Annotated in this window: 19 protein-coding genes and 2 tRNA genes; 9 read left to right on the top strand and 12 right to left on the bottom strand. The window is 40.5% G+C overall.

Going from position 1 to position 20,574, the window contains the following annotated elements:
- Positions 1-19: 19 nt before the first annotated feature.
- Positions 20-1,426, top strand: a complete 1,407-nt coding sequence (gene uxaC / locus N5O98_RS23220; RefSeq protein WP_004303152.1) for a glucuronate isomerase — start codon at positions 20-22, stop codon at positions 1,424-1,426.
- A gap of 151 nt (positions 1,427-1,577) precedes the next feature.
- Here uxaC and N5O98_RS23215 read toward each other — a convergent pair.
- The 4 genes from N5O98_RS23215 to N5O98_RS23200 form a co-directional block, all read right to left on the bottom strand.
- Positions 1,578-1,650 (bottom strand) — tRNA-Lys (locus N5O98_RS23215).
- A gap of 32 nt (positions 1,651-1,682) precedes the next feature.
- A tRNA-Lys gene (locus N5O98_RS23210) sits at positions 1,683-1,755 on the bottom strand.
- 89 nt (positions 1,756-1,844) lie between these two features.
- Positions 1,845-2,648 carry an MBL fold metallo-hydrolase gene (locus tag N5O98_RS23205; RefSeq protein ID WP_004295897.1) on the bottom strand — a complete coding sequence of 268 codons (804 nt, stop codon included), beginning with the start codon at positions 2,646-2,648 and terminating at the stop codon, positions 1,845-1,847.
- An 82-nt stretch (positions 2,649-2,730) separates the two neighbouring features.
- Positions 2,731-4,119, bottom strand: coding sequence for a peptide MFS transporter (locus tag N5O98_RS23200; RefSeq protein WP_004311677.1), 1,389 nt, complete (start codon positions 4,117-4,119; stop codon positions 2,731-2,733).
- 96 nt (positions 4,120-4,215) lie between these two features.
- On the opposite strand from N5O98_RS23200, the gene N5O98_RS23195 reads away from it, so the two are divergent.
- Complete coding sequence (locus tag N5O98_RS23195; protein WP_004295895.1) at positions 4,216-4,638, top strand: BT0820 family HAD-type phosphatase; 423 nt, start codon at positions 4,216-4,218, stop codon at positions 4,636-4,638.
- A 112-nt stretch (positions 4,639-4,750) separates the two neighbouring features.
- On the opposite strand, the gene N5O98_RS23190 is transcribed toward N5O98_RS23195, so the two are convergent.
- The gene (locus N5O98_RS23190; protein WP_004295894.1) at positions 4,751-4,999 is read right to left on the bottom strand and encodes a DUF6965 family protein; all 249 of its coding nucleotides are present in this window, start codon (positions 4,997-4,999) and stop codon (positions 4,751-4,753) included.
- A gap of 144 nt (positions 5,000-5,143) precedes the next feature.
- On the opposite strand from N5O98_RS23190, the gene N5O98_RS23185 reads away from it, so the two are divergent.
- The 4 genes from N5O98_RS23185 to N5O98_RS23170 all read left to right on the top strand — a co-directional run bounded on the left by N5O98_RS23185 (position 5,144) and on the right by N5O98_RS23170 (position 7,309).
- Positions 5,144-5,578, top strand: a complete 435-nt coding sequence (locus N5O98_RS23185) for a copper resistance protein NlpE (protein ID WP_004295893.1) — start codon at positions 5,144-5,146, stop codon at positions 5,576-5,578.
- A 90-nt stretch (positions 5,579-5,668) separates the two neighbouring features.
- Positions 5,669-6,118, top strand: a complete 450-nt coding sequence (locus N5O98_RS23180) for a DoxX family protein (RefSeq protein WP_004295892.1) — start codon at positions 5,669-5,671, stop codon at positions 6,116-6,118.
- A gap of 93 nt (positions 6,119-6,211) precedes the next feature.
- Positions 6,212-6,763 carry a DUF3332 domain-containing protein gene (locus N5O98_RS23175; protein WP_004295891.1) on the top strand — a complete coding sequence of 184 codons (552 nt, stop codon included), beginning with the start codon at positions 6,212-6,214 and terminating at the stop codon, positions 6,761-6,763.
- Positions 6,764-6,856: 93 nt separating this feature from the next.
- Positions 6,857-7,309 carry a hypothetical protein gene (locus N5O98_RS23170; RefSeq protein WP_004295890.1) on the top strand — a complete coding sequence of 151 codons (453 nt, stop codon included), beginning with the start codon at positions 6,857-6,859 and terminating at the stop codon, positions 7,307-7,309.
- Here the strand turns inward: N5O98_RS23170 and tamL are convergent.
- Complete coding sequence (gene tamL, locus N5O98_RS23165; RefSeq protein ID WP_118161241.1) at positions 7,263-9,572, bottom strand: translocation and assembly module lipoprotein TamL; 2,310 nt, start codon at positions 9,570-9,572, stop codon at positions 7,263-7,265. The two genes, N5O98_RS23170 and tamL, sit on opposite strands and share 47 nt — an antisense overlap.
- A gap of 143 nt (positions 9,573-9,715) precedes the next feature.
- Here tamL and N5O98_RS23160 point away from each other — a divergent pair, with 143 nt between their 5' ends.
- Positions 9,716-10,480 carry a TrmH family RNA methyltransferase gene (locus N5O98_RS23160; protein ID WP_118161242.1) on the top strand — a complete coding sequence of 255 codons (765 nt, stop codon included), beginning with the start codon at positions 9,716-9,718 and terminating at the stop codon, positions 10,478-10,480.
- Here N5O98_RS23160 and N5O98_RS23155 read toward each other — a convergent pair.
- The 5 genes from N5O98_RS23155 to ileS form a co-directional block, all read right to left on the bottom strand.
- A complete protein-coding gene (locus N5O98_RS23155) occupies positions 10,431-10,817 on the bottom strand; it encodes a hypothetical protein (protein ID WP_004303301.1) in 387 nt (128 codons plus the stop codon). The genes N5O98_RS23160 and N5O98_RS23155 overlap by 50 nt on opposite strands.
- A 5-nt stretch (positions 10,818-10,822) precedes the next feature.
- Positions 10,823-11,899: a DUF4296 domain-containing protein gene (locus tag N5O98_RS23150; protein ID WP_022200012.1), complete on the bottom strand. Its 1,077-nt coding sequence runs from the start codon at positions 11,897-11,899 to the stop codon at positions 10,823-10,825.
- A complete protein-coding gene (locus N5O98_RS23145; RefSeq protein WP_022200011.1) occupies positions 11,889-12,545 on the bottom strand; it encodes a lipoprotein signal peptidase in 657 nt (218 codons plus the stop codon). The genes N5O98_RS23150 and N5O98_RS23145 overlap by 11 nt, the downstream gene beginning before the upstream one ends.
- A 97-nt stretch (positions 12,546-12,642) precedes the next feature.
- Positions 12,643-13,023 carry a TraR/DksA family transcriptional regulator gene (locus tag N5O98_RS23140; RefSeq protein WP_004295883.1) on the bottom strand — a complete coding sequence of 127 codons (381 nt, stop codon included), beginning with the start codon at positions 13,021-13,023 and terminating at the stop codon, positions 12,643-12,645.
- Between the two features lie 35 nt (positions 13,024-13,058).
- A complete protein-coding gene (ileS, locus tag N5O98_RS23135) occupies positions 13,059-16,547 on the bottom strand; it encodes an isoleucine--tRNA ligase (RefSeq protein ID WP_118161243.1) in 3,489 nt (1,162 codons plus the stop codon).
- A gap of 210 nt (positions 16,548-16,757) precedes the next feature.
- Between ileS and N5O98_RS23130 the strand changes: the two genes are divergently transcribed.
- Positions 16,758-17,807 (top strand): DUF2776 domain-containing protein, encoded by a 1,050-nt coding sequence (locus N5O98_RS23130; protein ID WP_004316419.1) that lies wholly within the window; start codon positions 16,758-16,760, stop codon positions 17,805-17,807.
- Positions 17,808-17,905: 98 nt separating this feature from the next.
- Here N5O98_RS23130 and N5O98_RS23125 read toward each other — a convergent pair whose 3' ends face one another.
- The gene (locus tag N5O98_RS23125) at positions 17,906-19,444 is read right to left on the bottom strand and encodes a carbon-nitrogen hydrolase family protein (RefSeq protein ID WP_004316417.1); all 1,539 of its coding nucleotides are present in this window, start codon (positions 19,442-19,444) and stop codon (positions 17,906-17,908) included.
- 401 nt (positions 19,445-19,845) lie between these two features.
- On the opposite strand from N5O98_RS23125, the gene N5O98_RS23120 reads away from it, so the two are divergent.
- A complete protein-coding gene (locus N5O98_RS23120; protein WP_118161244.1) occupies positions 19,846-20,322 on the top strand; it encodes a hypothetical protein in 477 nt (158 codons plus the stop codon).
- Positions 20,323-20,574: the final 252 nt, after the last annotated feature.

Below are 20,574 nucleotides of genomic sequence, written 5' to 3'. Positions count from 1 at the left end.
TACTTAAAACACAGTAATAATGAAGAACTTCATGGACGAAAACTTCTTGCTGCAAACAGAAACTGCGCAAAAGTTGTATCACGAGCATGCGGCTAAAATGCCGATCATCGACTATCACTGTCACCTTATCCCTCAAATGGTAGCTGACGACTACAAGTTTAAATCACTGACTGAAATCTGGTTGGGCGGTGACCACTACAAATGGCGTGCAATGCGTACAAACGGTGTAGACGAACGTTTCTGTACGGGAAAAGATACCACAGACTGGGAAAAATTTGAAAAATGGGCGGAAACAGTACCTTACACTTTCCGCAACCCATTGTACCACTGGACTCACCTTGAACTGAAAACGGCATTTGGTATCAATAAAATATTGAATCCACAAACCGCACGTGAAATTTACGATGAATGTAACGAGAAACTGTCTCAACCCGAATATTCAGCTCGTGGAATGATGCGTCGTTATCATGTAGAAGCCGTTTGCACAACGGATGATCCTATCGATTCATTGGAATATCATATCAAAACACGCGAAAGCGGATTTGAAATCAAGATGTTACCAACATGGCGTCCTGATAAGGCTATGGCTGTAGAAGTCCCTGCAGATTTCCGCAGTTATGTAGAAAAACTGGCAGAGGTAAGTGGCGTTATCATCTCCAACTTTGATGATATGATCGCTGCTTTGCGCAAACGTCATGACTTCTTCGCAGAACAAGGCTGCCGTCTGTCTGACCATGGTATTGAAGAATTCTACGCAGAAGATTATACAGATGCTGAAATCAAAGCCATCTTTAATAAGGTATATGGTGGCGCAGAATTGACCAAGGAAGAAATTCTGAAATTCAAATCAGCAATGCTTGTGATCTTCGGTGAAATGGACTGGGAAAAAGGATGGACTCAACAATTCCATTACGGCGCTATTCGTAACAATAACACGAAGATGTTTAAATTACTGGGTGCTGATACAGGTTTCGACTCTATCGGTGAATTCACAACTGCCAAAGCAATGGCTAAATTCCTTGATCGCCTAAACACTAATGGCAAATTGACTAAAACAATCCTCTACAACTTGAACCCATGCGCCAACGAAGTAATTGCAACAATGCTGGGTAACTTCCAGGATGGTTCTATCCCGGGAAAAATCCAATTTGGTTCCGGATGGTGGTTCCTCGATCAAAAGGATGGTATGGAAAAACAAATGAATGCTTTGTCAGTACTCGGTCTTTTGAGCCGCTTCGTAGGTATGTTGACCGACTCTCGTTCATTCCTATCCTACCCGCGTCATGAATATTTCCGCCGTACATTGTGTAACCTGGTAGGACGTGACGTAGAAAACGGAGAAATTCCGGCATCTGAAATGGATCGTGTAAACCAAATGATTGAAGATATCAGCTACAACAATGCCAAGAACTTCTTCAAGTTCTAATAGATAGTAGTTACACTATAAAAAAATACCGCTACCAAAGTCGAATATAGCTTTGAGTAGCGGTATTTTTTATTCCTATAGCTGAACTGTAACAACAAAGACTCTTAACAAAAAAGGAGAACCTTTTAAGTTCTCCTTTTAATAATCTTTGTACACCCTCAGGGACTCGAACCCTGGACCCATTGATTAAGAGTCAATTGCTCTACCAGCTGAGCTAAGAGTGCAACATTTTATTTTTATTGCAACGTCGAATTTGTACACCCTCAGGGATTCGAACCCTGGACCCACTGATTAAGAGTCAGTTGCTCTACCAACTGAGCTAAGAGTGCTTAATTCCTCGTTTGCGGTTGCAAAAGTAGGTCTTTTATTTTATTTGACCAAACAATCATGCAGCTTTTTTACTATCTTTTTTTCGTCTTTATTCGAACACATAAAGCTCGGAAGGCGTATTTCGCTTTAAAGCAAGTAGTTGCACATCTTTGCCTACAATAACACCTTTGTTCTTTAATTTCCATTCCACCGTTTTATAAGCCAGCTCCGGGTGATTATTGTCTTTACTTAAATGGCATAACCAGATATATCGCAAATGTTCAGTAATATTTTCCGCCAGAAACTCTGCAGTATCAGAGTTACTCATGTGTCCGGTTTTACTTGCAATCCGTTCTTTCAGATATTGAGGATAAGGCCCCATTTTGAGCATTTCCTCATCGTAGTTGGCTTCAAGTATCAGATAATGGGCTTTACTGATATAATGAGCAGCTGTAGGAGTAATCTCTCCAAGGTCGGTTAAGAAAGAAAAGACTTTGCCATCAATTTCAATGCAATACCCCACATTGTCCGTTCCATCGTGTGGCACTTCAAAAGATTCGATGTGAAAATCTTCCAGCGTCATAGGCTCTTGCTTTTCCAGATAACGAACTGACGAGCTAAGTTTCTCCGTCATACAATAGCTACGATTAATTCCAGCATGAATACGTGCGGTTGTATAAACAGGAATATTCATTTTTTCTCCCAGATTACCCACTGCTTTAATATGGTCAGCATGATCGTGCGTTATAAATACCGCACGAATACTATCCATCAAGATATTATAATCTTTCAGTGATTTTTTGATAGTACGTATGCCGATTCCGGCATCTATCAGTATCCCATAGGTTTCAGTGCCCAGATAATAACAGTTCCCGCTACTGCCACTCGCCAGGCTTATAAATTTTACTTTCATGTTTTATCCTCTTTATTAAAATGCAAAATGCCGTCAACTTTTACAGCAAAGTGACGGCAAATATACATAAAAAAGCAGAGAATTACCGAGAAGCCTCCTTCTTTTTGTCGATGGATTCGGTGATTTTTGCAAATAATAGTAGCGCTACAGCGGCAATCAGGCCTATAGCAGCAAAGTAATACCATATATAATGGGCATTTCCACTAGCTGCCTCCCATGCTTCCCGCGTCTCGAACAAAGCCGGATCCGGACAATATTTAGTGAGCAGAATTCCCGCCAGACCAAAACCGAAAATGGAAGAAAGGAATGAATGCAAATGACTGAATCCTAAATACATTCCTTCTTCTCCTTTAGGAGCCTGTAAAGAGAAATATTCCAGATAACGCGGTGAAATGAAACATTCGGCAAGCGCCTGCACAACTATACCCGCAATCATCATCAGAGTAATATTGCTCATACCTGTAATAAGATCATTACCCAACAAATTTCCACATGCCATCAGTAATGCCGAAATAGGAATCAAAAACATTCCCACATTCATCGAAGTAATCGCACTGCGTTTGGACATCAAACGAGTGATAAAACTAACGCAGCAAACCACCACAAACGGATTCACGTTGGCAATCCAACCCGGTTTTGCCGTCTCTCCAGCCATACGAATCACATATTTAGGCATAGTGGCATAAAGCTGCTGTTGCACCATCCAGAAACCTGTAACAATCAAAATAAGAATCAATAAACGCCAGTTTGTGATGATTCGCATAAATCCCTGTCCAATCTCATGGAGACTTTTTCCTTCACCTGCCGTATGCGTCGATTTATAAAGAAGAATAACAGCAAGTAAAGCAACTATTGTCATCGCACCGGAGAAATAATTAATATAGATATACGCTTGTTCACCAATGACATTACGCAAAGGATCGATAATCGTTTTACCGGTGAAAGCACCCACATTTACCATCATATAAAATATGGAATAACCACGGGCACGGGTTGCTTCCGTTGTTTCTTTAGCCACAGAAGCGGAGATAATGGACTTAATGAAAGAACCTCCCACCATAAGTACAAACAAAACCGGCACGATGATCCACCGGGTATAGCTATCAGGCAAACCATTAAATTGAGTAGTGGCACCATAACTAACCAAACCGGCAGCTTCCAGTAAAGTGGGCAGTACACCCAACCCTAAATATCCGATGGATAATAAGGAAAATGCTATAATCATTGATTTCCGGAAACCGATCTTGTCAGCATAAGCACCGGAAAAAATAGGAAGCAGATACAATCCACCGGAAAAAAGCCCGGAAATCATACTTGCTTCGAAATCATTAAAACCTAAAATGGAAGATAGATAAATAGTGAGAACGATAAAAACGGCATAATATGCCATACGCTCAAACAGTTCGACTGTGTTGCTGACCCAAAATGCTCTCGTAAAGCCTTTAGCAGCACGCTGAGGGGAATTGTTCATGTATTTATATTTTTATTAAAATGTTAATTTGAGACAAAGATACGTTTTTTTGGCTTACTGTCCGTATCTTTGTTCCAAATTAGGTAATTAAAAACTATGATTATAGCTGTTGATTTTGACGGAACGATTGTAGAACATCGTTATCCACGCATTGGTGAAGAGATTCCATTCGCTGTTGACACATTGAAGTTATTGCAACAAGAAAAGCATCGTTTAATACTGTGGAGTGTGCGTGAAGGAGCACTTCTGGACGAAGCTGTCGAATGGTGTAAAGCCAGAGGTTTAGAATTTTATGCCGTTAATAAGGATTATCCTGAAGAGCAGAAAGGCCATCAGGGATTCTCTCGAAAGTTGAAAGCCGACATGTTCATTGACGATCGAAATCTGGGTGGTTTACCAGACTGGGGAGTCATTTACGAAATGATTAAAGAGAAAAAGACGTTTGCAGATATCTATAGCCAAAACGGAGAAGAAGAAAAAACATCCCTGAAAAAGAAGAAAAGATGGCTGCCTTTTTAGGAAGCTGATAAATATCAAACTAATAAAATAGAAATGCACTCTTATCTGACATGATTAGAGTGCATTTCTATATTCATAAATGATTTATCATTCAACATTGAATCGCAATTTGCTACGCTTCTTTATTTTCCCACTTTTCCCTAAACTCCCATAATTGCTCAATAGTGGGATGAAAAGTCGGATTCTCCCAGTTTCTGGAAATCATTGCAATCAAAGATTCCAAATACGATTTACCATCAATAATGGTAGTACATTTATTGACCTGATATCTTTCTGTTGGATAATTCTTTGTCTCAATCATCTTTTTTGCCCAGTTCAATAATTCCTGAACAGCTTCATTGTCATAAGTATGTTGTGCCATATCTTTAGAATTTTCCGCAAAGATACAAAGTTTATTTATTCATAAATAAAGTTGTTCGTTTCTTTTTACTATAAAGATTCCATTTTAAATTTATACCTTTACGTCCAATATACTCAATTAGACTAACTAATAGAAACAATAATTATGAAGAAAATTTTCATTTTAGTATGTTCATGTGCTCTTTTGGCAGCATGCAACAATAGCGCGAAAACAAACAAGAGTGCCGGTGCAGACAGTACTTCAATCGAAGTAACCGATATCCATAATGCGGAAAATTCACTTGATTACGAAGGAACTTATAAAGGAGTTTTCCCCGCTGCCGATTGTCCGGGTATTGAAACAACCCTGACATTAAATCCGGACAAAACATTCAGCCTCCATTCCGTATATATCGATAGAGACAGCTCATTTGACGAAAAAGGTACATATACTTTAAAAGACAACCTATTGACTCTTAATGAAGAAGGCGGAGAACTTTCTTATTATAAAGTAGAAGAAAATCATTTACGCAAACTAACAATGGATAAACAAGAAATAACCGGAGAACTTGCAGACCATTATGTTTTAAATAAGGAATAAGGTCCAAACAAATTTTGCTATCAATAGAGAACAAATTCAATATTTTTTATGTTTATATAAATAGATATAAACTTAAAAATAGAACAACTTATGATTTATAGTTTTTTATTTCCCACAAAATCGAATACAACGAAAGTATCTTTGTTGCTATTGGCTGTCCGGATCATCTTCGGTATATTATTAATGAACCACGGTATCCAGAAATGGAGTAACTTCCAGGAGATGTCAGCAGTATTTCCTGATCCGCTTGGAATAGGAAGTCCCCTATCTCTCGGATTAGCAATTTTTGGCGAACTCGTATGTTCGATGGCATTTATCATCGGATTCCTGTATCGCTTGGCAATGATCCCGATGATTTTCACAATGATAGTAGCCTTCTTTGTTGTTCATGCTAATGACGTATTTGCGGTTAAAGAGCTAGCTTTCATCTATTTAGTTGTATTTATATTGATGTATATTGCCGGTCCCGGTAAATTTTCAATAGACCATATCATAGGAAACGAATTGTCACGGCGGAAGTCAAGAGTATACAAAAATTAGAAATAACAGCCCCGATTAATTAAAAAATATTATATTTGCATACACATAAGAGAGAAATTATCAATATTTTTTATTAATCAAAAACATTTTAACATGAAAAGAGGAAAACTGACTTTAGTCGCAGTAGTACTTAGTGGTAGCTTATTATTCAGTTCTTGTGTAGGATCATTTGGTTTATTCAACCGCCTGTCTTCCTGGAATCAATCAGTTGGAAACAAGTTTGTAAACGAACTCGTATTCCTTGCTTTCAACATTGTTCCGGTTTATGGTGTAGCTTACCTGGCTGATGCTTTAGTTATCAACTCAATCGAATTCTGGAGTGGCTCCAATCCGATGGCTAATGTAGGTGACGTAAAGAAAGTAAAAGGAGAAAACGGCAACTACATGGTGAAAACTCTTGAGAATGGATATTCCATTACTAAAGAGGGCGAAACTGCTTCAATGGACCTGATCTACAACAAAGAAGCCAACACATGGAATGTCGTTGCAAACGGTGAAAGCGCTGAATTAGTAAAAATGAACAATGATGGCACTGCTGATTTGTTCTTGCCAAATGGCGAAAAGATGAATGTAACGCTGGATGCTCAAGGCATGCTGGCAGCACGCCAGGCTACAATGAGCAATTTTATGTTTGCCGCCCGCTAAAAATAAAAACAAATACGAAGGAGATGAAACATCATATAGGAGTTTCATCTCCTTTTTCAATCTTATCTTCTTCTATCAAGAATCTTTTGTACTATGAATAAACTACATACACTTATCTATTCTGTTCTAATCTTCACCTGTCTATCTTGTCAGCAACAGACTCCTCAAACTCAAATAGAACAGACAGCCATAGATTTTTGTGAAGCCTTTTATAATTTCAATTATCCGGTCGCCAAAGAATGGAGCACGCCTTCTTCTCAATCTTATCTTAGTTTCTTAGCATCTAATGTCGGGCAACCCCATCTGGAGCAACTTAAGACACGAGGCGCTGCAAAAGTTTCTGTTATTTCAAGTGAGATAGATGCTAATTTAGAAGAAGCGTCGGTTGTCTGCCAAATCAAAAATGCATTCGTCATTCATCCCATCGGAGGAAAAATGGAATACGTAAGTTCCCTGCAAGATACGCTCGAATTAGTAAGAGTAAATAATAAATGGCTGATTAGAAAGGATATCCCACAGCAAAATGGAAAGCAAAGTCACGACTGAATTTAGGATGAATGATGGGGAAATGCTCTTTCCTCGTTTCATAGGCAGGATTGACAGCTTTCATACCTCCGTCAAAACGCAAAATAAAGAAATCCAAATCCAGGCGGAGACCTAATCCGTAGGCCACTGCTATTTGCTTATAAAACCTATCAAACTTGAAAACCCCTCCCGGTTGATTGGCATAACTCCGGATGGTCCAGATATTACCAGCATCAATAAATACCGCCCCCTGAAACTTCCAGAATAACTTGCTTCGGTATTCAATACTGGCATCCAGTTTAATATCTCCGGATTGATCGAGCAAATTCCCATTTCCTGCAAAAGAGCCCGGTCCCAAATCGCGAACACTCCATCCGCGGACACTATTGGCTCCACCAGAGAAATATTGTTTCTCAAACGGAATAGTCTTCGCATTTCCATAAGGTACAGCTATTCCCACACCAGCATGAAACGCAAAAGAGTTACGATAATCGATTCTGATATTCTTAGCAAAATCAAACTCCCCTTTCAGATATTGAGCATAAGGAATTCCCAGAATAGCGTATTCACCATTACTGTTCTTCCGAATGTTTGCAGCCTTTGACAGAGCATACATTACATTTCCCGCCGATTCGAAATTAAAACGGATGGAGTATGAATTAGAAGCAATCGTATTGTTAATAATAGACCCTCCCACGCTATTATAATTATAGCTATATCCCATATTTACAATCAATCGATTCTGATAATTATACTGGAAAATATGGTTCTGTCCTTTATTAATATAGTCTTCTTTAAACCTGTCAGAGATACGAGGCAAATATAGAAAAGCAATATTAATCAAATCAATACGGTGTTGTATCTTCTGACGTTGCGTCCACTTGTAGCTCCAATTGGCAGAAGCCATCGTACGCAGGAATTCCGGGCGCAACTGATAATTATACTGCAAACCAAACTCTGTTGTCGCCCTGATTTTCCGTTTAAAATCAGAGGAAATGAAAGGGAACAGGAAATTAGGGAAGTTGATACTCGTTTCCACCCCGTACTCTGTATAGTTATTATTCGAATAACCTGCCTGAAGTCCAGAAATGACTTCATACGCTCCACGGAATTTTATCATAAAAGTTTCCGATCCGCGAAAAAGGTTCCTGTTCTGGAAAGAGACGGAAGCTGCCGCTCCCAAGTCACCGGCAGAATTAGTTCCCTCTACCTCGAAAGCTACTGATTTATGCTTGCTCTTAGTCAGCATCACATAGCAATCGAGCATCGTTGAATCTCCTATTTGAGTCTCAATAAAACGGATATTCGTATATTTCAATGCCGATAAACGTCCAAAACTGGAATAGGTCTGCTGCACATCGCGCTCATTATACAGGTCGCCGGAAGCAAACCGAAGGTTATCCGTAAGAACTTTAGGACGCAAATAGAGTTTATCCTTATAGTAAATCGGATATCCCTTATAATGCACCGAATCATTGATGTCCACACTGCTCATTGCCGAGGACTGCAAAACATCATAATCCGTAATAAAATTAATCTTATTGATCCAATATTGCCGATGTGCTCTTGCCGAATCATTCGCATGAGCTTTATACATCTGCAAATGTTGAGTCAGATCTACATTATAAGTATTACGAACGGTGTCGGCAGTATATCCGATATAATCCTTATTAAATTTATAGTAACCATTCCGAAGTAACTTATTTGTGATACGTTGCCTGTCCGCATCCAATACATTCACATCAAAATACATTCCTTCCTTCAGCAAACTTCTGGCAGAATCCTGTTTGAGAAGCGCAGCTATTTTAGGATCATAAATATCATATTTAATAGATTGAACAACGTATGGCTTGCCTGCCGTTACGTCATAATAGACCTTAATCTTTTTCTTTTTTACTTTGGTCGAACGTTTCACTGTTGCCGCCATATATCCCATATTATGCACAGCCTTAGTGATCTCTTCTTCAGAACGTTGTGCTTCGTCCTCGCTATATATTACGGGAGCATCCCCTATTCTTCTCAAGAACTTATTCCCCCATTTGGTCGAATCACGCCCCGACAGATTGTATACATAAAGTTGGGTCTTTATCAGACTGAACCACTTGGCATTAGGATTTTGGCGAACATACATGCGCAAGGAAGAAGGCCGTATATTTTTTTGGTCCGTACGAATTTTGACTTCATCCAGCAAATAAGATCCATCCGGCACAAACTTAGTGGTAGTACACGAAGCAAGTGACAAGACAGCAGCAGAAGCAAGCAAACAAAGAAAATTTCTCCTCATACGGTTTTACATCGATAGCATGAAAAATGCGCCTACAAAGATAAATTATATTTTCCGACGGGGAAAATAATTTAAGAAAAAGACGAAGAAAGTAAGGGTAGATTGGAAATATCTTTATAGCTTTGCAAAAGAATATCAAATCTATGGCATCATTAAGTAAAAACAAAATAAAGTATATCCACTCGCTGGAACTGAAGAAAATACGTAAAGAAGAGCGGGTATTTCTGGCTGAAGGTCCTAAATTGGTAGGTGATTTACTCGGACATTTTCCCTGTCGTTTTTTAGCAGCCACTCCCTTCTGGTTTCAGGAGCATCCGGGTATTGACGCAAGTGAACTGGTAGAAGTTTCACAGGAAGATCTTTCACGGGCCAGTTTATTGAAAACTCCCCAACAGGTACTTGCTATTTTCGAACAACCACAATATACTTTGGATCCGGAGGCAGTTCGTTCATCACTTTGCCTTGCATTGGACGATGTACAAGATCCCGGAAATCTGGGTACCATTATCCGTTTGGCCGACTGGTTTGGCATCGAACATATTATCTGCTCGCAGAATACGGTAGATGTATATAACCCTAAGACCATACAAGCCACTATGGGTGGAATTGCCCGGGTGAAAGTACATTATACCTCCCTCCCCGATTTTATCCGGTCGCTCGGAGATACTCCTGTGTTCGGTACGTTCCTGGATGGAAAAAATATGTATGAACAACCATTGTCGACCAATGGCTTGATCGTAATGGGAAATGAAGGGAATGGCATAGGGAAAGAGGTAGCCACATTAATCAACCGAAAATTATATATCCCCAATTACCCGGCAGGCCAAGAGACATCCGAGTCTCTGAATGTAGCCATTGCTACCGCAGTAATCTGTGCCGAGTTCCGTCGACAGGCTGCATGGAAGTAAAATCAAAAGGATAAAATAAATAAGGAAATAAAGCTTCCCCCTTCTTTTCTGCTTCCTGCAGATACTCATTAAAACATTGGGAAGATTGATTCGAAACACTGGGAAGATTGATTTGAAACACTGGGATATTTTTTAAAATCATCCCAGTGTTTTTTATTTCTTCCATCTGACTTTCAGAAAGCAGCACTATCACTCCCGGCATCCATTCAACCGATTCAATCTCTTCGGTCAATGGGAACACACCTCGGACAACTCCTTCGTCAGTGATCTCCACTACCTGCTGTTTCATATATCCGACGGCAGGTATCAGCAAATAATGAGAAGCAAAACGTTTCATTACAATCAGTTGTTTGAACGTCTTTGTTGCTGCTTCCTGCGTTGATTCATCTGGCGTTCTTTTCTTTGCTCTATCCGTTCCTTTTGGATATGCTGTTCCACCTGAATCTGCTCCGGCTTCTTCTCACGATGAGTTCCCGTACGACGACGGTTCATCTCTTCCGGTGTCAGACGCTGAATGTCATCTTTATTCTTGTCTATGACCTTATGTAAAGAGTCGGCATTTTCTTTAGTAGCTATCTTCTTCAAAGAATCCGCTTTCAATGCTTCTATCTTATTCAAAGAATCGCGTACGGCAAATGCGAGCGTATCCGTACAATGATAACGAGTCATCATGAAACGGTCGGCCAATACTGCCCCGCCTTTTTCTTGGCCATCCATCGGATAATAAATGAAACCTTTTATTTCTTTCATCGAACCTAATGTGTCTGCAAACAAACGAATTTGTTGCACACCCGGTTCAGTCACCGTTTTCCAATGATTGATCGTATCTTTTTCATAAATCACCTGCATAGCCATAGTGACACCTCTTAAAGAGTCGGCAAGCATCGGCTCCAGGAAACGATACCGCACTTCCCATACCAGTGTATCCCGGTCTTTGTAGTTAGAGTCAGTCGGCAAAGTAAATACATATTGATTATCCATCATTTCACCGGTCAGACGTACCATACGCTGCCACGGCCAGACATCGATGCTATCACCCTGCTTAGTCATTTTCGGTTTCTTATCACGCTTGGCTATCAGGTCGCCAACAAGTTCCTGTTCGTCTTTCAAGCGTTTTTTCACCTTATCATAAATTTTCGATAAAATCTCTGTGTTACGGGTATACCAAACCATGGATGAGTCAAATGCAGCTTGTGTAGTCCCGTATTTCTTGAAAACGGCGTCGATATACAATGCTTTCTTATAGTTCTCACTATAAGGCAAATTATCTCCCATAGACTTTGCCACATGATAATCATACAGCAAATTCTCCATCTTCGATTCCGAGATTACATCACTGGGTCTTTTCACTTTACACCCGGCTACCGCAAAAACGAACATGCAGATGAGACACAGATGAAACCGAAATTTATTTTTCATGATCCGTAGCTTCCTTTTTATCTTTATCCAGCGAATGATAAGACTCATTCAAATATTTACTATAAAAGAGTAACAAGGCAATGATACCGCAACTGATAGCGGCATCCGCAAAATTAAAGATCGGACTAAAGAATATAAAATGCTCTCCACCCACAAACGGCATCCATGTAGGCCAGTTTGTATCTATAATCGGAAAGTAAAACATATCCACCACTTTTCCGTAAAACCAGGTAGAATATCCACCACCTTCGGGCATGAAACTGGCAATCTGCGAATGAGTGCTTTCATTGAAAATAACTCCATAGAACACGCTATCTATGATGTTCCCCAAAGCACCGGTCAGAATAAGAGCCACACAGACGATATAACCTGTTTTGAACCCTTTCTTTATGATTTTATAGAGATACCACCCTATCAATGCTACCGCAACAATGCGGAATGTTGTCAGGAATAACTTGCCGAAGATTTCCATACCGAAAGCCATCCCGTTGTTTTCGGTGAAATAGATATAAAACCAATCGGTCACACGTATACTTTCATGCCAGTACATGTGAGTTTTAATCCAGACCTTGATGATCTGGTCAATAATCAATACGGAAAAGATAACGAGAAGGGCAATTTTCCCCTTCGTGAATAGTTTCTTCATGTGTTTATTATAAGTTAAACATAACGAGCTACAAGTGCCGTGCGTAAACTTTGCGCAGCTACTTGTAGCTCGTTACCTGTAGCCTACTTGCTATCTGTTATTTTTTACCACTGTTCTTTGCTTCAATGCTTAATGTAGCATGAGGAACAGCACGCAGACGCTCTGCCGGAATCAACTTTCCGGTTTCACGGCAAATGCCGTACGTTTTATTCTCAATACGTACCAAAGCAGCTTGTAATCCTTGGATAAACTTCAGCTGACGTTGTGCCAGTCGGGTCGTTTCTTCCTTGGAGAGCGTATTAGCTCCTTCTTCCAATACTTTATACGTAGGAGATGTATCGTCGGTATCATTACCGTCCAGTCCCATCAAACTTTTCTTCAACTGTTCATAGTCACGTTGTGCCAATTCCAGCTTCTCCATAATAATGGCACGGAATTCCTCGAGTTCCGCATCCGAATATCTAGTCTTTTCTGCCATAACTTTACAATTTTAAAAGGTTAATCAATATAGTATTAGTCTTTTATCACGTTCACAAACAATGAGAAATCGTCAAACTCCAGCATTGTTCCGTCTTTCACTTCATCTACAAGTTCAAGAGATGTGCCTAAAACCTGGTTACAAATATAAGTATTATATTCATTTACCGCATCATCTGTTTGCGTATTTTTCGAGATTGTTATTTTTATTTTGTCTGTAATCTCGAAGCCGCTTGACTTACGTATATTCTGAATACGGTTCACCAGTTCACGGGCAATACCCTCGCGACGCAGTTCTTCGGTAATGGTCACTTCAAGCGCTACTGTCAGTTTGCCTTCATTGGCAACCAACCATCCCGGAATATCTTCACTAAAGATCTCGACATCCGATGCTTCAATAACAGCTTCCGCACCATCCAGATTTAATGTATACTTTCCGTTTTTCTCCAATTCACCGATGGCTTCCTGTGACATTTCTGCAACAGCAGCAGCTACTGCTTTCATTTGCTTGCCAAATTTCGGTCCCAGTTTCTTAAAGTCACATTTCACTTTTTTCACCAATACACCGGCTGCACCATCAACGAATCTGACTTCTTTTACGTTCACTTCATTCATAATCAGGTTCTTCACAGCTTCGATATGAGCTTTCTGCTCTTCATCTACCACCGGAACCATGATACATTGCAGCGGTTGGCGTACCTTGATATTCACCTTGCGGCGCAATGCCAACACCATAGATGTAACATCCTGTGCCATTTGCATGCGGGCTTCCAGTTCCTTGTCTATCATTTCTTCCTGATATTTCGGGAATTCGGCAAGATGGACAGAAACTACATTGTCGCGTCCTGTTGCTGTAATCAAGTCAGTATACAACCGGTCTGCATAGAACGGAGATACAGGAGCCATCAGTTTGGCAACTGTTTCGAGACAAGTGTACAATGTCTGATAAGCAGACAATTTATCCTGTGTAAATTCACCACCCCAGAAACGTTTACGATTCAGACGAACATACCAGTTGGACAAATTATCATTCACAAAATCAGAGATCAAACGTCCTGCCTTTGTCGGTTCATATTCATTATAGCATGTATCTACCTCCTTTATTAATGTATTCAATACAGACAAGATCCAACGGTCGATCTCCGGACGTTCTACCATCGGTACATCCGCTTCTTTATACTCAAATCCGTCTACATTCGCATAAAGCGCAAAGAATGAATACGTATTATATAAGGTACCGAAGAATTTACGGCGAACCTCTTCCACTCCTTCAACGTCAAATTTCAGGTTATCCCACGGAGAAGAATTGGTAATCATGTACCAACGCAACGGGTCGGAACCATACTTTTCAATCGTAGTAAACGGATCGACAGCGTTATTCAAACGCTTGGACATCTTGTTACCGTTCTTATCGAGTACCAAACCGTTAGAGATAACAGCTTTGTAGGACACGCTGTCAAATACCATGGTAGCGATAGCATGCAAGGTAAAGAACCAACCACGAGTCTGGTCTACTCCTTCTGCAATAAAGTCAGCCGGATATACCTGACGGTTATCCAACAGTTCTTTATTTTCGAACGGATAATGTATCTGCGCGTATGGCATAGCACCCGAATCGAACCATACATCAATCAAGTCTGATTCACGCTTCATCGGTTTGCCATCTTTCGATACCAATATGACGTCGTCTACATAAGGACGGTGAAGATCAATCTTATCATAATTTTCTTCCGAATATTGACCCGGCACGAAACCTTTATCCTTGTATGGATTGGATTTCATAAATCCGGCAGCTACCGATTTCTCGATTTCATTATAAAGTTCTTCTACAGATTCGATACATATCTCATCCGTATTATCTTCTGTACGCCAGATAGGCAATGGAGTACCCCAATAACGAGAACGGCTAAGGTTCCAGTCATTCAGATTTTCCAGCCACTTGCCGAAACGGCCGGTTCCGGTAGATTCCGGTTTCCAGTTGATGGTTTTATTCAATTCCATCATTCGCTCCTTGCAAGCGGTAGAACGGATAAACCAGCTATCCAATGGATAATAAAGCACCGGTTTGTCTGTACGCCAGCAGTGCGGATAGTTGTGGACATGCTTTTCTATCTTGAAAGCCTTGTTGTCTGCTTTCATCATCATGGCAATGACAATATCCAAAGATTCGGCTGCTTGCGCAGCTTTCTCATCGTATTTGCCATCCACCATAAATTGAGGATCATAAGCATTTTTCACCCATGCACCCTGATATTCTTTGTATTTATCTACATCAACACATTCTTTTACGAAATTCTCATCCAGCTCATTCAACAGATAGAATTTACCAGTTAAATCCACCATCGGACGAGTTTCGCCTTTCTTATTAATCATGAACAGTGACGGGATTCCTGCAGCACGTGCCACATTCGCATCATCCGCACCAAATGTAGGTGCAATGTGAACGATACCTGTACCATCTTCTGTAGTAACATAATCACCCGGTATTACACGGAAAGCCTTATCACTAGGCTTCCAATTGCCATCTTCGGATACCTCAACCGGTTTTACCCAAGAAATCAACTGCTCATATTCCATACCGACAAGATCAGTACCTTTATATTCGGCAATCACTTTAAACGGTACAAGTTTATCTCCGGCTTTGTAGTCCTCCAATTTCAGATCAGCAGCTTTTGCATTGAAGTGTACATTCAATAAAGCTTTTGCCAGAACAACCGTGATAGGTTCTCCGGTATAAGCGTTGTAAGACTGTACAGCCACATAGTCAATTTTGGGTCCCACACAAAGAGCCGTATTTGAGGGCAATGTCCATGGAGTAGTTGTCCAAGCGATAAAATAAGGAGTTCCCCATTCCGTCATTTCCGGTTTAGGATTCTTCATTTTAAATTGGGCAACGGCTGTTGTATCTTTTACGTCCCGATAACAGCCCGGTTGATTCAACTCATGTGAGCTCAATCCTGTTCCTGCAGCCGGTGAATACGGTTGGATCGTATATCCTTTATACAACAATCCTTTTTTATGCAGTTGCTTCAATAGCCACCATAATGTCTCAATATAACGATTATCATACGTGATATAAGGATGCTTCATATCCACCCAATATCCCATCCGATGAGTCAGGTCTTCCCACTCCTTGGTATATTTCATCACGTCTTTCCGACAAGCCGCATTGTAGTCGGCAACAGAGATTTTCTTACCAATATCTTCTTTTGTGATACCTAATGCCTTTTCTACACTTAGTTCCACAGGCAGTCCGTGCGTATCCCATCCGGCTTTACGCTTCACCTGATAACCCTTCATCGTTTTGTAGCGACAGAAAATGTCCTTAATGGTACGAGCCATTACATGGTGAATACCCGGCATACCATTAGCCGAGGGAGGTCCTTCGAAAAACACGAACGAAGGACAGCCATCACGTTCTGTCATACTCTTGGCGAAAACCTGGTTCTCGTCCCATTTCTTCAGCACATCTTTGTTCACCTGCGAAAGGTCAAACTGCGAATATTCAGTAAATCTCTTACCCATAGCTGTCTACGATTTTACTATTTACAATTTACAATTTGAGGGGTATCCCCATTTTTAAGGGTGCAAATTTACAAAAACATTTGTTTAGTTGAGCAAAAAGCTAGGACTTTTAATCGGATTCGTGTGAAGTTAACGATTATAAACCGCCTACAGCCTAAACAAAACAGGTATCTCCTTGTTTTAGTGGGAAACCTAAAAGCACTTTAACTTATGAATTACGGTATTAGCATTTTATTCAGAGCAATCCCTTTGGCGATGGCTATTTTTTGCTTCGGATACGGAGCGTTTATTTATGGTTATGGAGATGACGGGAGTCGTGTTGTGGCCGGTCCTGTTGTGTTTTCACTCGGTATGATATGCATTGCACTGTTTTGCACGGCTGCCACTATCATCCGGCAAATCATACATACTTATAATAAATCGGCCAAATACATTTTGCCGGTTATAGGCTATCTGGCAGCCATCATTACTATTATTGGAGGTATCTGCATTTTCAGTAATGCCACTTCCACCTCTGCATTTGTTGCAGGACACGTTATCACCGGCGTTGGATTTATTACCACTTGTGTAGCTACCGCCGCCACCTCTTCTACCCGATTCTCTTTAATTCCGAGGAATTCAAAAGCGACAAGTAATGAAGTTCCGGAAGGAGCTTTTTCCCTTAATCAGAGACGGGCATTGGTCATTGTTGCCATCATCGTTTCGCTGATCGCATGGATATGGGCATTTGTATTATTAGGCAACAGTCATTCTCATCCTGCTTATTTTGTGGCGGGGCATGTAATGGTCGGTCTGGCATGTATTTGTACCAGTTTGATTGCGCTGGTAGCTACCATAGCACGTCAGATACGTAATGATTATTCAGAAAAAGAACGGAATAAATGGCCGAAACTGGTTTTATTAATGGGATCTATCTCTTTTGTATGGGGATTATTCGTGATTTTGGCAGATTCCGGAAGTGCAAACGGTACCACCGGATATATTATGCTCGGGTTGGGGTTAGTATGTTACAGTATTTCCAGCAAAGTAATCCTGCTGGCTAAGATATGGAGGCAAGAGTTCAAATTAGCCAACCGTATTCCTATGATTCCGGTATTTACGGCATTGGCTTGTCTGTTCCTGGCGGCTTTTGTATTCGAGCTTGCTACTATACATGCTGATTATTTCATTCCGGCACGTGTTTTGGTAGGTCTCGGAGCTATTTGCTTTACGCTGTTTTCTATCGTTAGTATATTGGAGAGTGGCACGTCTTCCAAATAAAAAAGTATTCTATAAAAAGGGCGTCACTATATGCCCCGGATAGTGACGCTATCCAAGGCATATAGTGACGCTATCCGGACAGCATAGCGTCACTCTTTTTATTTCTTGTATCTCACCTCATACAGGTCATTCCTGCGGTCTTTCAAGTTGCGTACACTACCATAAGTATGCAGTTCGTTCAGCAAATCCAGATCAACATCCGATACCAAAATCATTTCGGTGTTAGGAGTTGCCTCCGCCCTCTTTCCGTCCGTTGGAAAAGCAAAGTCGCATGGGGTAAATACCCCCGATTGGGCATATTGAATATCCATATTGTGCACACGGGGAAGATTTCCTACACTTCCGGCAATGACTACAAAACATTCATTCTCGATGGCACGTGCCTGCGCACAAACACGAACACGGGAATAGGCATTCTGGGTATCTGTCAGGAAAGGAACAAATAATATCTGCATTCCCTGATCTGCCATCAGGCGGGAAAGTTCGGGGAACTCGACATCATAGCAGATCAAAACTCCAATCTTTGCACAGTCCGTGTCAAAAGTATTCAGAAGTTTACCACCATTAAGTCCCCAACTTTTTATTTCATCGGGAGTGACGTGTAATTTCTCGTACATTTCGTAGGTTCCATCCCGTCGGCAAAGGAAACCTACATTATAAAGCAATCCGTCCTCTTTTACGTATGGCATACTTCCGGTTATAATGTTGATATTATAGCTAATAGCCAGATTCATAAACCGTTCCCGAATTTCATCCGTATACTTTGCCAATCCGCGAATAGCCTGCGATTCTCCTTTATCGTTATACTTCGACATCAAAGGAGCATTGAAATATTCCGGGAAAAGAACAAAATCACTTTTATAATCGGAGACTGCATCCACAAAAAATTCTACTTGTTCGAACAGGTCATCCAACGTTTTATAACTACGCATCTGCCATTGCACCAATCCTACGCGAACCGTAGTTTTGGGACTGATATATTCTTGTGTAGGTGGCTGATAATAGATATTATCCCACTGCAGCAAACAAGCATAATGTTTTGATTCTTCATCATTTGGCAGATAATTAGTCATTACCTTACGAACGTGAAAGTCATTCGACAACTGGAAAGTAAGTACCGGATCATAAATCTCGCGTTGACGTACCCGTTCGATATATTCTTTCGGACGCATTTTGTCAGCATATTTATGATAATTCGGGATACGTCCGCCAAACATGATTGCTTTCAGATTCAATGTTTCGCAAAGCTCCTTACGATATTCATACATACGACGTGCGAGACGCAAACCACGATAGCCCGGGTGGATGAATACTTCAATGCCATACAGGATATTTCCTTTAGAGCTATGTGTATTGAATGTTTCCTTACCCGTAACCTGTGCATACGTATGATCGTTCTTTACTTTATCATAATCAACAATAATAGAAAGAGCACAACCAACTATTTTATCGTCAACGACTGTGACGATCTGACCCTCCGGAAAGATTTTAATCAACTTCTGTATCTGCTCACGAGTCCAAAACACATCGCTACCGTCAGAATAAACACGGGTAAACGATTGGGATAGTTGTACATAATCTTCTATTTGCAGATTGCGTATCTGCACTTTATTAATTTTTATCGGATGTTGTTCCATAACAATACGTGTTTTTATATAAAGACTGTGCAAAGGTACTGTTTATCTTTATACATTGTCATTGCAAAATTAAAAATGCATTATACTTAATTTTAATACATGCTTCAGAAATGGCTACAGCACTTTAACATCACATAATTTTCATACAGATTCTTGCGCCGTTTAATTTGCGACTTCCGAAAATTATCGTACATTTGCAACGCATAACATTTTATACCCACAGAAGCAGTGAACCTGCTTCAACTCCAGTAGCAGGCATTTTTATGCCTGTTGCTGCCGTAGATACGCGGTTTCGTACCCCCGTGGGGAACGTTAATGCGTCCCCAGCTTCTGTGGAGTGTTATGCAACGGGAAAGGCGGAACCGTTTTTTTATTCCCGCCTATCTTAAAACCGTTGTATCATGCATGAAGAACAAAACAATGCACCTGTAAAAACCGTTCAAAGCAATCGGCAGGAAGCTAATTTTCCTAATCTGGAAGAAAAAGAAAACCTAAAACAGTTTTATTTAGCCCAATCACGACGACTATGCCCTACTGTATCAGTCGATCGTTCGGAATTACAACGTTTGGGAGCGTTACACCACAAAATCAAACATTTTATTAAAGCGTTAACCAACCTCGACCGTTCATGGGAAAATGGGATGCCGGAGATGCAAAAGGCTTGTCTGCATTTCTTTTCTTTACAAAATTCACCTCGCACAGAGTGTCAAAAGATTTTTGAAGAATGGGCAAAATGGTCGAACTTCCTGATATCAGCTTCTTGCTATCATGGTTTTGTCAGTCAGATGTTACAGGATTATCAACGTCAATTACGTGACTTGGAAAAGCTCTTGGGCGGCAAACCTTCCGAAACTTTGGAGAATGTATCTGACCGTTAAGTCATACAGATAGATATTGCATCGAACTGACGTTAAAAGTAGTTCGTTTCTTGACGGTTTTAATTCTTTTCCGTGCAGAAATGAGCTAAATGATAATTTTGCGGAGTGCCCTGAAAGGGCTTAATTACATAGCGTAGGGCAACGCCCTACGAAAAAACGGTAATCTGAATTTGCGCCCTGAAAGGGCATAATTGTATACAGTTCCGCCCTTTCAGGGCTTGTGGCTGGTGTGTTTTTTTCGTAGGGCGTTGC

Origin of the sequence: Bacteroides sp. LFL-34 (assembly GCF_027257075.1) — a bacterium.
Lineage (GTDB): Bacteria > Bacteroidota > Bacteroidia > Bacteroidales > Bacteroidaceae > Bacteroides > Bacteroides ovatus.
Note: the sequence above shows the minus strand (reverse complement) of the source record. Positions and strands in the feature narration are given on the sequence as shown.